The following is a 13994-nucleotide window of genomic DNA, read 5'->3' as shown; positions in this document are numbered from 1 at the left end:
AGGGGAATGGACATCGGGTGGTCGCGTTCCATTTCACCCCGCATGATCCTTACATCTTTTGAAACAGGCGGTCGCGCCGTCGTGATCGGCACCGGCGGCATCGGCACGGCGCTGGCTCAGGCACTCGAAGCAAGTTCTGCGTTTTCCGACGTCACATTGCTCGGGCGACGCACTGATCCGGCGCTGGAACTTCAGGATCAGGAGAGCATCGCCAGATCAGCCCGAGCAATCGGACAGGGCGATGGGCCCATCCGCCTCGTCATCGATGCCACGGGCTTCCTGCACGATAGCGTCCACACGCCGGAAAGGGCTCTGCGCGAGCTCACTCCCGACCACATGGCCAAAGCGTTCGCGCTCAATGCCATCGGCCCTGCCCTGATCATGAAGCATTATCTGCCGCTGCTGCCACGTGAGGGAAAGGCCGTATTCGCGACGCTATCCGCACGGGTCGGCAGCATCGGGGACAATGCGCTCGGCGGCTGGTATTCCTACCGCGCGTCGAAAGCCGCTCTGAACCAGTTGACGCGTACGGCGGCGATCGAATTGAGACGCACGCGCCCGCATGCCATCTGCTGCGCCTTGCATCCAGGCACGGTTGCGACGGACCTCTCTGCGCCATTTTCCAAGCAGGGGCTGTCGATCCAGCAGCCCCATGAAGCCGCCGAAAAGCTTCTGGCAGTCATCGATCGACTACGGTTTGAAGACAACGCAGGCTTCTTCGACCAAAACGGCTTACCGATCACGTGGTAGCCGCAACGATCAATTAATCACGTCCTACTGTTTTAGACATCTTGATCTCACATCCAGCGGGAACTTCGACACAATTTGTAATTTGGTGGGAATTTAGGGGCTATGCGGATCGTGTACACAAGAGGCACCGTCGCATGGTCAAAGTCCTATCCTGCCTGGTTATCGATCACGATTTTCGGTTCGTGCTGCTGGCGGCACTCATCTGCGTGGCAGGGTGCCTGATCTCGATCCGATTGTTCTCCCGCGTCCGCCGCTCGGAAGGTGGCCGGCGCTATGCCTGGCTGTTCCTGGCAAGCTTCCTGGCAGGAGCGACGATCTGGACGACGCATTTCACTGCCATGATGGGCTTCGACCCCGGCGTGCCGCACGGCTATGAACCGCAGCTGACCTTCCTGTCACTGCTGATCGGCATCGCGGCAACCTTTGGCGGTTTCTTCATTACGGCGCTCGGACGAGAAAGCTACCTGGCCGAAGCCGGTGGAGCGATCCTGGGTCTCGGCGTCGGCACCATGCATTATTCAGGCGTCAACGCTTATGAATTGCAGGGTTCGGTCGTCTGGGACGAGAACCTCGTGATCGCCTCGTTGGTCATCGGCGCGATGTTTGGAGCGTTGGCCATGAACCGCGCTGTTCGTCCGGTCACGCGGTTCTGCCGCTATGGAAGCGTCGCGGCTTTGATCCTCGCGATCTGCGGCACGCATTTCACAGCCATGGGCGCGATGACCATCATTCCCGATGCAGGTGCGTTCCGTCCGGAAATGCTGATCCCGCAATCGGTACTTGCCGTTGGCATTGTTTCGATCATGGTCCTGGTCCTCGCGACGGGCGCTGCCATTCACTTCATCGACATCCAGACGCAGAACGAAGCGGTGGATCGCTATCGTCACCTCGCGCTCCATGATCCGCTGACGAGCCTGCCGAACCGCTCTTATCTCAACTCCAAGCTGGAAAAGCTGACGAGCGACAGGGGCATAGACGCTTCGCGAACGGCCTTCTTCGCTTTCGATCTCGACCGCTTCAAGATGGTCAACGACGTGCATGGCCATGCCGCAGGCGACATGCTCCTGCGCGAACTGGCCGCTCGTATCCAGCGGATGATGAAGCCGGGTGAATTCTTGGCTCGCGTGGGCGGCGATGAGTTCGTAGCGGTCAAATCGGGCATCTACACCAAGGCGGAAGCGTCCCAGTTTGCCGACGATATCGTCGCTGCAGTCTGCGAGCCGTTCCCCTATGACGAGCACCTTCTGTCGATCGGTGCGAGCATCGGCATCAGTATCTTCCCACTCGACGGCCAGAAGCCCGAGGAACTGCTGACCAAAGCCGATCTGGCGATGTACCGCGCAAAGTCGCTCGAGGGGCCATCAGTGTGCTTCTACGACAAGTCCATGGACGAAGGGCAACGCTCGCGGCGCGCGTTGGCGGTCAGTCTCCGTCAGGCTGTGGCGAAGGGTGAGCTTGAATTGTACTATCAACCGCAAAACGACGCCGCGAGCCGCCAACTCGTTGGCTTCGAGGCATTGCTGCGGTGGAACCACCCCGAACGGGGTATGGTATCGCCGGTCGAGTTCATCCCGATAGCCGAGGAATCAGGGCTGATCTGCGAAATCGGCGAATGGGTGCTGCGTGAGGCCTGTCGAGAGGCTGCGACCTGGGCCCAGCCCTATCGAATTGCCGTCAACGTCGCTCCGCTGCAGCTGGCGCAGACCCACTTGCCCACGGTCGTGCATGAGGCCTTGCTGAATTCCGGCCTAGCCGCATCGCGGCTGGAGCTGGAGATCACGGAAACGGGCATTATCGAAGACCAGACACGCGCCCTGCACGTCATTCGACAGCTGAAAAGCCTCGGTGTCCGTATCGCCATGGACGACTACGGCACGGGATATTCGTCGCTCGCCACCCTCAAGAACTTCCCGTTCGACAAGATCAAGATCGATCGGTCCTTCGTCGATGGCGTCAACACCGACCGACAGGCGGCAGCCATCGTTCGGGCGACGATCATTCTCGGGTCGAGCCTCGATATTCCAGTCCTCGCCGAAGGCGTGGAGTCCGAGGAGCATCTCGCTTTCCTGAACGCCGAGGGTTGCCACGAAGTACAGGGTTTCTTTTTTGGCCGGCCTTTGGCCAAGCAGGCGCTAGATGTGATGCTGGCGGAAAATGCGCCCAAGGCGACGAGTGTTGTGCTCGATCTGCCGGAAGCGATCGTTGCCGCCACCCCTCTGCAGCAGAAGGTCGCCTGACGATCCCTGAAATCTGGACAATAAAAAACCGGCTCTGGGGGGAGAGCCGGTTTTTATGGTTGCCTTGAGGTTCGGGGCGGGCATCAAGGCAATGTAAGCGTCGGACAGGGCGTTTCGGGGGGTGGGGAAAGAACCCGTCGTTGTGAACGCTACGACCCAATAACATTCGACCCGATTATCGGTTCCGCACTTTTGCAATTTTTTTTGCAGACGATTTCGAGCTTGGCGATTTCGCCCTCGATCGTGTCGATCGTCCGGCGCGTCTCATGGGCGGCGGGGTCCGCAGCGACGATCGTCGTCAGCGCGCCGTGCCACTCCCGCAGCAGGGCCAACCTGTATTCCGGTTCGATCATCTCCACCGAACCAATCCCGATGCTTCCCCTGTCAACGTCTGCTCGTTCCACAACCGCGATCTCCCAAGCAACAACATCCGCAGGTTGTGTAGTCCAATCTCGGCGCGCGGCAAAGGAACGGGGACCAACTTCAAGGTATTGACCCACCGTGAACTGGCTTCAACGTTAAGAAAGTCACAAACAATCTTTTGAAACGGCTAACCCAGCGGCTTGGAGAGCGTTCTTGAGACAGCATCGTCCCAACCGGAGATTTTTTGCTCACGGGTCTTGGCGCTCATCTCAGGCTCGAAGCGGCGATCACGTTCCCAATCTTCGGCAAAGCCTGCCCGATCCGGCCAGATACCGGCATAAGACCCGGCGAGCCACGCCGCGCCGAGTGCGGTCGTTTCCAAGATCCGCGGACGATCGACAGGCGCATCGAGAATGTCGGCAAGGCATTGCATCGTCCAATCGGACGCCACCATCCCGCCGTCGACGCGCAGCACCGTATCGCCATTGGCGCCGGACCAGTCGCGGTGCATGGCGTTGAGGAGATCGCGTGTCTGGAAACAGACAGACTCGAGCGCAGCGCGCGCGAGTTCTGCCGGTCCCGTGCTGCGGGTCAGACCGAAGATCGCGCCACGCGCGTCCGCATCCCAATGGGGTGCGCCAAGACCGGTGAAGGCCGGGACCAGATAAACATCCTGTTGCTGATCCGACTTTTCCGCGAGCGACCCGCTCTCTGAAGCATCCTTCAAGATCTTGAGCCCATCGCGCAGCCACTGAACGGCTGCACCCGCAACGAAGATCGAACCTTCAAGCGCGTAAGTGGTCTCACCATCAAGGCGGTAGGCGATGGTCGTCAACAGGCGGTTGTTCGACGCAACGCGATCTGCGCCGGTGTTGAGCAGAGCGAAACACCCTGTCCCATAAGTCGATTTGAACATACCCGGCTTGAAGCAGGCCTGGCCGATCGTGGCTGCCTGCTGATCGCCGGCTACTCCGAGGATCGGGATGGCGGCGCCGAGAATGCCTGCATCCGTGACCCCGAACTCACCGGAACAGTCGCGGATTTCGGCTAGCGCCTGCGACGGGATGTTGAGGAGCGACAGCAAGTCCCCGTCCCAACTCACCGTATCGATGTTGCAGAGAAGCGTGCGCGATGCGTTGGTCGCATCGGTCACGAAAGACTGGCCGCCCGTCAGGCGCCAGATGAGAAACGTGTCGATCGTGCCGAAACACAGCTCGCCCTTTTCCGCCCGGGCGCGCGCATCGGGAACATTCTCCAAAATCCAGGCGAGCTTCGTGCCCGAAAAATACGGGTCGAGCAGCAGACCGGTTCGTTCTGTGACCATCGGCTCATGCCCCGCCTCGCGCAACTCGGCGCAGAGCGGAGCGGTGCGACGGTCCTGCCAGACGATCGCGTTGTGGATCGGTTTGCCCGTGGCCCGATCCCAGACGACGACCGTTTCCCGCTGGTTGGTGATGCCTATGGCTGCGACGTCGCCGGCCTCCAGGCCAGCTTTCTCAAGCGCCGATCGAACGGACCAGATCACGCTCTCCCAGATGTCTTCCGGATCGTGTTCGACCCAACCGGAGTGCGGGAAATGCTGCGGGAATTCCCTTTGGCCCACGGCAACGATGCGACGCGCTTCGTCAAAAAGGATGGCGCGGCTGGATGTCGTGCCCTGATCGATCGCAAGGATGTGCTTCGCCGTCATGAATTCGCCCATTCGTGCCTATGCGCATAAACGGAAGCCGGGGAATGAACCCCGGCCTCCCTGTTCGCTGCAGAAGGATCAGTTCTGCTGGCCTTCAGCCTCGGGTTCGACCGGAGCGTCGGCTTCCGCCGGTGCTGCTTCCTCTTCCATGGCCCCAGCATCGGCCGGTGCGGACGCGTCCGCTGCCTGCCAGCTCTGGATCAGCTCGTCATAGGAGATCGTCTGAGGCTCTTCGTCCTCATTCTCTTTCTTGAGCTGCGGCGCAATCGTGCCGTTGGCCTGTGCCTGCTCGTTCCAGTACTCGAGGCTTTCTTCTTCGTTGAGGACAGGACCCAGGTCGCCCTGGATACCCGAGCGCTCAAGACGCTCCATCACCGCTTCCTGCTCGGCGCAGAGCTGGTCCATGGCTTCCTGCGCGGTCTTCTCACCCGAAGACGCATCGCCGATTGCCTGCCACCAAAGCTGTGCGAGACGCGGATAGTCCGGCACGTTGGTGCCCGTCGGCGACCACTGGACTCGGGCCGGCGAACGGTAGAACTCGACGAGACCGCCGAGTTCCGGTGAACGCTCGGTGAAGCTCTCATGCTGGATGGTCGACTCGCGGATGAAGGTCAGGCCGACATGGCTCTTCTTCACGTCCACGGTCTTGGAGGCGATGAACTGGCCGTAGAGCCAGGCTGCCTGGGCACGGTCGACAGGGGTCGATTCCATCAGCGTATAAGCGCCGGCATCCTGGTAGCCGAGCTTCATGCCTTCTTGCCAGTAGACGCCGTGCGGGCTGGGAGCCATGCGCCACTTCGGCGTGCCGTCTTCGTTGAGAACCGCGGCTGCGCCCTCGCCGACCATGTCGGCAGTGAACGCGGTATACCAGAAGATCTGCTGGGCGATGTTACCCTGAGCCGGCACTGGACCGGATTCGGAGAAGTTCATGCCCTGAGCTTCCGGCGGTGCGTAGGCTGCCAGCCAGTCGAGATATTTCTGGATGGCATAGACCGAAGCCGGGCCGTTGGTATCGCCGCCGCGGGCGACGCACGAGCCGACCGGCTGCGAGTTTTCGTTGACGCGGATGCCCCATTCGTCAACTGGCAAGCCGTTCGGCAGGCCCTTGTCGCCATTGCCGGCCATCGAAAGCCAAGCATCGGTGAAGCGCCAGCCGAGCGACGGATCGCGGCGGCCGTAGTCCATGTGGCCGTACATCGAGGTGCCATCGATGTCCTTGCCGGTGAAGAATTCGGCAATGTCCTCGTAGGCCGCCCAGTTGATCGGCACGCCGAGTTCGTAGCCGTACTCGGCTTCGAATTCAGCCATGATCTCCGGATCGGTGAAGAGATCGTAGCGGAACCAGTAGAGGTTGGCGAACTGCTGGACCGGAAGCTGATAGACCTTGTCGTCCGGGCCGGTGGTGAAGGAGATGCCGACGAAGTCTTCCAGATCGAGGTCCGGGTTTGTGAAGTCGGCGCCCTCGCCTGCCATCCAGTCGGTCAGATTGCGCACCTGCTGGTAGCGCCAGTGCGTGCCGATCAGATCCGAGTCGTTGACATAGGCGTCGTAGAGGTTTTCTCCGGTCTGCATCTGCGACTGCAAACGTTCAACGACGTCGCCTTCACCGATGAGATCGTGAGTGACCTGGATACCGGTGATTGCGGTGAAAGCCGGAGCCAGAACCTGGCTTTCATACTCATGCGTGGTGATCGTTTCCGAAACGACGCGGATCTCCATGCCGGCGAGCGGTTCGGCCGCATCGATGAACCACTGCATTTCTGCTTCTTGTTCCTCGCGCGAAAGCGACGACATGTCGCCGATTTCGGCATCGAGAAACGCTTGGGCTGCTTCCATGTCGGCATGGGCAACGCCCATTCCGCAAAGCAGCGCGAGCGCCGTGGTCGTTGAGAACAGTTGCTTTCGCATGAGGTTCCTCCCTTTGAGTGCGATTGCAGTTTGCCGTCCGAGAGCCGCCATGTCGGCGACCCGTTGCCTCTCCCTAGACGAAGCGGAACACGCCGATCGCGTAGACCACCGACAGGGCTAGAGCCCACCACAGATTGGGACCGACGAGCCCCAGCCATGCGAGATGAATGAATGCCGATCCCAAAAGCGACAGGAACAGCCGGTCGCCACGGGTCGTTTCGAAACGCAGGACGCCGACCCGCGGATTGCCGCCGGGCGAAAAGTATTCCCAGACTCCCATGCCGAGCAGCAACGTCAGAATACCAAGGAAGAACAGCGCCGTAGGCCCCGTCCATGCCATCCACGAAAAATCCATGTCCGGTCTCCTCTGCTCAGACGCGGCCCAGGGCAAAGCCCTTGGCGATGTAGTTGCGCACGAAATAGATCACGAGCGCGCCGGGGATGATGGTGAGCACACCTGCCGCCGCCAGCACGCCCCAGTCGAGGCCCGACGCCGAGACGGTACGTGTCATCGTGGCGGCGATCGGCTTTGCCTCGGTTGTCGTCAGCGTGCGCGCCAACAGCAGTTCGACCCACGAGAACATGAAGCAGAAGAATGCAGCGACACCGATGCCGCTCGCGATCAGCGGCATGAAGATCTTCACGAAGAAACGCGGGAACGAATAGCCATCGATATAGGCGGTCTCGTCGATCTCCTTCGGCACGCCGGACATGAAGCCTTCGAGGATCCAGACCGCCAGCGGCACGTTGAACAGGCAGTGCGCGAGCGCGACGGCGATGTGCGTGTCGATCAGGCCGAAGGACGAATAGAGCTGCAGGAACGGCAGCGCGAAGACGGCCGGCGGCGCCATGCGGTTCGTCAAAAGCCAGAAGAACAGATGCTTGTCGCCGAGGAACTTGTAGCGCGAGAACGCATAGGCCGCAGGCAACGCGACACCCACCGAAATAATCGTGTTCAGCGTCACGTAGATGATCGAGTTGATGTAGCCGGAGTACCAGGCCGGGTCGGTGAAGATCACCATGTAGTTGCGCAGCGTCGGGTTCTGCGGCCACAGCGAGAACGTGCCGAGGATCTCGGTGTTCGTCTTGAAGCTCATGTTGACGAGCCAGTAGATCGGCAACATCAGGAACACGATATAGAGCGTCGGGACGAGCCAGGAAAAGCGGGATTCCCGTCCTCGGCGGCGCATCTTGCGCGCCACCGCCTCGCTCTGACCGAGCGCTTCGTGATGCGAACCTGCACTCTCGCGCAATAGGGTCGTGGTGGTTGCCACAGCACTTGCCTCCCGTTCGGCCATGTCAGCGCTCCGTCCCGTAATTCGTCATGACGGTGTAGAAGACCCAGGACAGCGCCAGGATGATCAGGAAGTAGACGATGGACATCGCCGCCGCCGGTCCGAGGTCGAACTGTCCGATCGCCATTTTCACGAGATCGATCGACAGGAAGTTGGTGGCGCTGCCCGGTCCGCCGCCCGTGACGACGAATGGCTCGGTGTAGATCATGAAGCTGTCCATGAAGCGCAGCAGCACGGCGATCAGCAGTACGCGGTTCATCTTCGGCAGTTGGATGTAGCGGAAGACGGACCAGCGCGACGCGCCGTCGATCTTCGCCGCCTGATAATAAGCATCCGGGATCGAGACGAGACCGGCGTAGCAAAGCAGCACGACCAGCGACGTCCAGTGCCATACATCCATGACCACTACCGTGATCCAGGCATGCCATGGGTCGGTGGCGTAGTTGTAGGAGATGCCAAGCATGCGCAGCGTGTAACCGAGCAATCCGATGTCGCCACGACCGAAGACCTGCCAGATCGTGCCGACGACGTTCCACGGAATGAGCAGCGGCAACGACATCAAAATGAGACAGATCGGCACGCCGATGCCTTTGCGCGGCATGTTCAACGCGACGAAGATGCCGAGGGGGATCTGGATCGCGAGGATCACCAGCGAGAAGCTGAGACTGCGGATCAGCGCACCATGGAAGCGGCTCGACGTCAGGACCTGCTCGAACCACTCGGTCCCGGCCCAGAAGAACACGTTGTTCCCGAACGTGTCCTGCACCGAATAGTTGACGACGGTCATCAGCGGGATGACCGCCGAGAACGCCACCAGGATTAGAACCGGAAGAACGAGGAACCAAGCTTTGTTGTTGTAGGTCTTTTCCATGATCAGGCCCTCGTCTCGACGCGCCGGGAGTCGGCATAGAGATTGATGCCCTCGGGCACGAAGGTGACCCGCGGGTCCGCCGGGATGTCGCCATCCTCGGGAACCACCACCGCGATATCATGATCAGCGAGTTGCGCTCGTACGATGCGGTGGCGGCCGATATCTTCGATCTTCGAGATCGAGATGGACATGCCTTCGCGACCGAGCGTGACGAATTCCGGCCGGATGCCGAGTTCCATCTTGCCCGGCATGGGCGTCGCCCCGGGAATATCGATCACATGTTCGCCGAGGCGCGCGCGCCCCTGATCGAGCTTGATCGGCACGATATTCATGCCCGGCGAGCCGATGAAATAGCCAACGAAGGTGTGGGCAGGCTTGCGGAACAGTTCGTCCGGCGTGCCGATTTGGACGATCTCGCCTTCATACATGACGACGACCTTGTCGGCGAAGGTCAGCGCCTCCGTCTGGTCGTGCGTGACGTAGACCATCGTGAAGCCGAAGCGGCGGTGCAGCTTCTTCAATTCCGACCGAAGCACCCATTTCAGATGCGGATCGATGACGGTCAGCGGCTCGTCGAAGAGAATGGCGTTCACGTCGCGGCGCACCAGGCCGCGCCCGAGCGAAATCTTCTGCTTCTGGTCGGCGGTCAGGCCCCGCGCCCGCTTGTCGGCGCGATCGGAAAGATCCAGCATTTCCAGCGTCTCGGTGACGCGCTTCTTCACGTCCGCCTCTGCCATGCCGCGGTTGCGCAATGGAAAGGCCAGATTGTCGAATACGGTCATCGTGTCGTAGACGACCGGAAACTGGAACACCTGAGCGATGTTGCGCTCTTCGGTCGACAGGGTGGTGACGTCGGCGCCGTTGAAGCGAATACGTCCTTCCGACGGTCGCAACAGCCCCGAAATGATGTTGAGCAACGTCGTCTTGCCGCAACCCGATGGTCCGAGCAGCGCATAGGCGCCGCCGTCGTTCCACTGGTGGTGCACCTCTTTCAGCGCGTAGTCGTCGGCCGATTGCGGGTTCGCCATGTAGGCGTGACGGATATGGTCGAGCTCGATGCGTGCCATCGGTTTCTCCTCACGCCGCAAGCGATGATGGCGCCGTGGCCCGTCGGCCCTGCGCGTCGAAGACGAGGATGTGGCGCGGGTCGATATAGGCTTCGACCATCGCATCCGGTTCGAACTCGTGGATGCCGTGCACCAGCGCCACCCATTTCTGGCCGGCGAAATCGAGGTGGATGAAGCTTTCCGAACCGGTGATCTCCGTCACTGTCACCCGCGCAGTGATCGGCGCATGATCTTCGCCGATCCGCTCGAGCCGCAATTGATGCGGGTGGAAAGCCATGCGGTACGGACCGTCGGCAAGCGACCCGAGCGCGCCTTGCGCCGGTACGCTGGCATCGCCTTCCATGACGAAGCGCCCGTTGCGCTTGACGACATCGATGGCGTTCAGCGGCGGATCGGCAAAGGTTTCTGCCGTCAGGATATCGGCGGGCTCGCGGTAGACGTCGATCGTCGGTCCGAACTGCGTGATGCGGCCTTCGCTGAGCGTCGCCGTGTTGCCGCCAAGAAGCAGCGCTTCGCTTGGCTCGGTCGTCGCATAGACGAAGATGGCGCCACTTTCGGCGAAGATGCGCGGCAGCTCGAGGCGCAGTTCCTCGCGCAGCTTGTAATCGAGGTTGGCGAGCGGCTCATCGAGCAGCACCAGACCGGCGTTCTTCACGATGGCGCGGGCAAGCGCCGTGCGCTGCTGCTGCCCGCCGGAGAGATTGAGCGGCGTGCGATCGAGCATCGGCGTCAGCTTCAGCAACTCGGCCGTCTTGCGCACTTCCTTGTCGATCGTCGCCTTGTCGACGCCTGCGACCCGCATGGGGGAAGCGATGTTTTCGTAAACGGTCAGCGCGGGATAATTGATGAACTGCTGGTAGACCATGGCGACGTCGCGCTTCTGGACGGAAACGCCGGTCACATCCTTGCCCCGAAAGAACACCTGCCCTTTGGTCGGCTGATCGAGCCCCGCCATCAGCCGCATCAGGCTCGTCTTGCCGGACAGCGTCGGACCAAGCAGGACGTTCAGCGTTCCCGGCTCCAGCATCAGGTTGATGTCGCTGATATGGGTCTCGGCACCCACCATCTTGGTGACGCCCTTGAGCTCCAGCATTCTTCCTCCTCCCTTCGCGCAGTCTCGCGGCCTAGCCGCGACTGCCCGTCTTACTCGGCCGCCGAATGGCTGATGCCGCTTCTCTTTTCCCGAATGAACCGATCGAGCGCGGCTGCCTCCTCCGCGCGCGTCTTGAGGCCGAGCTTGGTACGACGCCACAAGACGTCCTCGGCCGATTGTGCCCATTCCTGCTCGATCAGGTAAGCGACCTCCAGTTCGTAAAGATCGGCCCCGAAATGATGGCCGAGATCGCTCGTCTGCCGGGCTGCGCCGAGCAATCTCCAGGCGCGCGTCCCGTAGAGCCGAACAAGGCGATGCGCCTGCCGCTCGCTCAGGAAAGGATAGTCGCCCATCAGCCGGCGCACTTCCGCCGGAAAGGCTTCCGCATCGAAATCACCGCCCGGCAATTTCGCGCCGGCCGTCCATGGCTTGCCCTTCGGCCCGATCGCCTCGGCGATCCTGTCCATCATCGATTCCGCCAGACGCCGATAGGTCGTGATCTTGCCGCCGAAGACGTTGATGAGCGCCGGTCCGCCATTCGCGCCATCGCGCTTCAACACGTAGTCGCGCGTTGCTTCCTGCGCCTTGCTGGCACCATCGTCATAAAGCGGCCGCACGCCCGAATAGGTCCAGACCACGTCGTCGCGCTTGACCGGATCGGCGAAGTATTCGCTGGCGGCGTCGCACAGATAGTCGATTTCCGCTTCCGAAATGGCAGCGTCCTTCGGATCACCCTCATAGTCCAGATCGGTCGTGCCGATCAGGGTGAAATCGCCCTCATAGGGAATGGCGAAGATGATCCGGCCATCGGCGTTCTGGAAAATATAGCACCGATCGTGCGCAAAAAGCCGGCGCACGACGATATGACTGCCCTTCACGAGCCGGACATTGTGAACGTCATTGCGACCGACCGCACGCGACAAAACCTGATCGACCCAGGGGCCTGCCGCATTGACGACCGCACGCGCCCGCACATCTTCGCGCCGGCCGCTCGCCTGATCCTCGATCGTCAAAAGCCAGCCATCCTGTTCGGCGCGGGCGGAAACGAGCTTGGCGCGCGGGCGGATGACCGCGCCTCTGTCGGCCGCATCACGGGCATTGAGCACCACCAGCCGCGCATCGTCGACCCAGCAGTCGGAATACTCGAAAGCCTTCGAGAAGAGCGGCTTCAACGGCTCTCCGGCCGGATCGCGCTTCATGTCTAGGGTCTTCGTTGCCGGCAGACGGCGACGTCCGCCAATGTGGTCGTAAAGAAAGAGCCCGAGGCGCAGCAGCCAAGCCGGGCGAAGGCCCTTGTGGTGGGGCAGCACGAAGCGCAGCGGCCAGATGATGTGCGGAGCCATGCCCCAAAGCACCTCACGCTCCATCAGCGCTTCGCGCACAAGGCGAAATTCATAATGCTCGAGATAGCGAAGGCCGCCATGCACGAGCTTTGTCGACCAGGACGAGGTTCCCGAGGCGAAATCGTTCATTTCGGCAAGGCAGACGCTGTACCCGCGTCCGACGGCATCCCGCGCGATGCCGCATCCATTGATGCCACCGCCGACAATGAAAATGTCGAACGCCTTCGAACCGGACACGAAACCCCTCCCACTTCGCAATGCAGCATTCTATTGCGCCGCACGAAAGTTAGCGAAAGAATAACGAACCAAAAACGAATGTCAAAGGCGAATTGCCGACACACACGTCATTCTGCCTGGCGGATCGGCCAAAGAGGAAGAAAATCAGATCGCGACTTCCACAAGACGGACGTCCGATTCCTTGCAGATCCCCCGGATTCTGGGGTCAGGACAACGGTCGGTGATGAAGCTGTCGACCTGCGAGATATGGCCGATCCTGACCGGTGCGGTGCGCTCGAATTTCGTGGAATCGCATACGAGAATGACATGGCGTGCATTGGCGATGATCGCCTGCGCGACCTTCACTTCGCGAAAATCGAAATCCAGCAATGCTCCATCCTCATCAATCGCGGAGGCGCCGATCACGGCGTAATCGACCTTGAACTGACGGATGAAATCGACAGCAGCTTCACCGACGATGCCACCGTCCGACCCGCGCACCACGCCGCCGGCGATCACGACTTCGATCGAAGGGTAAAGTCGTAACCTGTTGGCTACATTGATGTTGTTGGTGATAACCATCAATTCGGTGTGGTCGGTCAACGCCTCGCCGACGGCCTCAGTCGTTGTCCCGATATTGATGAACAGCGATGCGTTGTTGGGAATGAGGTGCGCTGCTTCGCGGCCGATGGCGATCTTTTCTCGCGATGCGATCAGCCGGCGCTTTTCATATTGCAGGTTCTCGCTGCCGCTCGGCAACGCAGCCCCGCCATGAATGCGGACGAGCTGGCGATGGTCGCATAAGTCGTTGAGATCCTTGCGGATGGTCTGTGGGGTGACCCCGAACTTCGAGGCAAGGTCGTCGACGATGACCCGGCCGTCAGCCTTGGCAATATCGAGAATTTGCTGCTGCCGAACCGACAGAAACATGACGCACGCCTCTCCTCACTCAGAATTTGCGTCGACTGCGTAGATCCGGTCAGCGACGCCGAAATGATGTCGAACTCGCCCCCACGCACAATGCAAAAGCAAACATTTCAAGCGCACTATGCGCCAAACGAAAGAAAATCGAAAGTGGAGGATTTGCGCGGCTAACGCGGCGTGGATGCGACCCCAATAGATCGACCCTCAAAGAAAAACCGGCGGCAGATGCATGCCGCC

The 13994-nt window shown here is 60.8% G+C and carries 12 protein-coding genes; 2 read left to right on the top strand and 10 right to left on the bottom strand.

The annotated features are described in order from the left end of the window. The first annotated feature begins 81 nt into the window (after window positions 1-81). Together GC125_RS07935 and GC125_RS07930 are read left to right on the top strand one after the other, a co-directional pair. The gene (locus GC125_RS07935) at window positions 82-750 is read left to right on the top strand and encodes an SDR family oxidoreductase (protein WP_286165420.1); all 669 of its coding nucleotides are present in this window, start codon (window positions 82-84) and stop codon (window positions 748-750) included. Between the two features lie 134 nt (window positions 751-884). Continuing rightward, entirely contained in the window at window positions 885-2987 is a 2103-nt protein-coding gene (locus GC125_RS07930) for a putative bifunctional diguanylate cyclase/phosphodiesterase (RefSeq protein ID WP_151985188.1), read from the top strand. Window positions 2988-3136: 149 nt separating this feature from the next. On the opposite strand, the gene GC125_RS07925 is transcribed toward GC125_RS07930, so the two are convergent. The 10 genes from GC125_RS07925 to GC125_RS07880 all read right to left on the bottom strand — a co-directional run bounded on the left by GC125_RS07925 (window position 3137) and on the right by GC125_RS07880 (window position 13763). Further along, window positions 3137-3340 (bottom strand): hypothetical protein, encoded by a 204-nt coding sequence (locus tag GC125_RS07925; RefSeq protein WP_151985187.1) that lies wholly within the window; start codon window positions 3338-3340, stop codon window positions 3137-3139. A gap of 197 nt (window positions 3341-3537) precedes the next feature. Beyond that, window positions 3538-5040 (bottom strand): glycerol kinase GlpK, encoded by a 1503-nt coding sequence (gene glpK / locus GC125_RS07920; RefSeq protein WP_151985186.1) that lies wholly within the window; start codon window positions 5038-5040, stop codon window positions 3538-3540. 78 nt (window positions 5041-5118) lie between these two features. After that, window positions 5119-6948 carry an ABC transporter substrate-binding protein gene (locus GC125_RS07915; RefSeq protein ID WP_151985185.1) on the bottom strand — a complete coding sequence of 610 codons (1830 nt, stop codon included), beginning with the start codon at window positions 6946-6948 and terminating at the stop codon, window positions 5119-5121. A gap of 73 nt (window positions 6949-7021) precedes the next feature. Then, window positions 7022-7303, bottom strand: coding sequence for a DUF2160 domain-containing protein (locus GC125_RS07910; protein WP_151985184.1), 282 nt, complete (start codon window positions 7301-7303; stop codon window positions 7022-7024). A 16-nt stretch (window positions 7304-7319) separates the two neighbouring features. Then, complete coding sequence (locus GC125_RS07905) at window positions 7320-8138, bottom strand: carbohydrate ABC transporter permease (protein ID WP_151987692.1); 819 nt, start codon at window positions 8136-8138, stop codon at window positions 7320-7322. A gap of 109 nt (window positions 8139-8247) precedes the next feature. Further along, window positions 8248-9114, bottom strand: coding sequence for a carbohydrate ABC transporter permease (locus tag GC125_RS07900; RefSeq protein ID WP_151985183.1), 867 nt, complete (start codon window positions 9112-9114; stop codon window positions 8248-8250). 2 nt (window positions 9115-9116) lie between these two features. Further along, a complete protein-coding gene (locus tag GC125_RS07895) occupies window positions 9117-10181 on the bottom strand; it encodes an ABC transporter ATP-binding protein (protein ID WP_151985182.1) in 1065 nt (354 codons plus the stop codon). A gap of 10 nt (window positions 10182-10191) precedes the next feature. Next, complete coding sequence (locus GC125_RS07890; protein WP_151985181.1) at window positions 10192-11274, bottom strand: ABC transporter ATP-binding protein; 1083 nt, start codon at window positions 11272-11274, stop codon at window positions 10192-10194. Window positions 11275-11324: 50 nt separating this feature from the next. Continuing rightward, window positions 11325-12854, bottom strand: coding sequence for a glycerol-3-phosphate dehydrogenase (glpD, locus tag GC125_RS07885; protein ID WP_151985180.1), 1530 nt, complete (start codon window positions 12852-12854; stop codon window positions 11325-11327). Window positions 12855-12998: 144 nt separating this feature from the next. Beyond that, a complete protein-coding gene (locus GC125_RS07880) occupies window positions 12999-13763 on the bottom strand; it encodes a DeoR/GlpR family DNA-binding transcription regulator (protein ID WP_151985179.1) in 765 nt (254 codons plus the stop codon). Window positions 13764-13994 lie beyond the last annotated feature (231 nt).

The organism is Rhizobium sp. EC-SD404, assembly GCF_902498825.1.
Taxonomy (GTDB): domain Bacteria; phylum Pseudomonadota; class Alphaproteobacteria; order Rhizobiales; family Rhizobiaceae; genus Georhizobium.
Note: the sequence above shows the minus strand (reverse complement) of the source record. Positions and strands in the feature narration are given on the sequence as shown.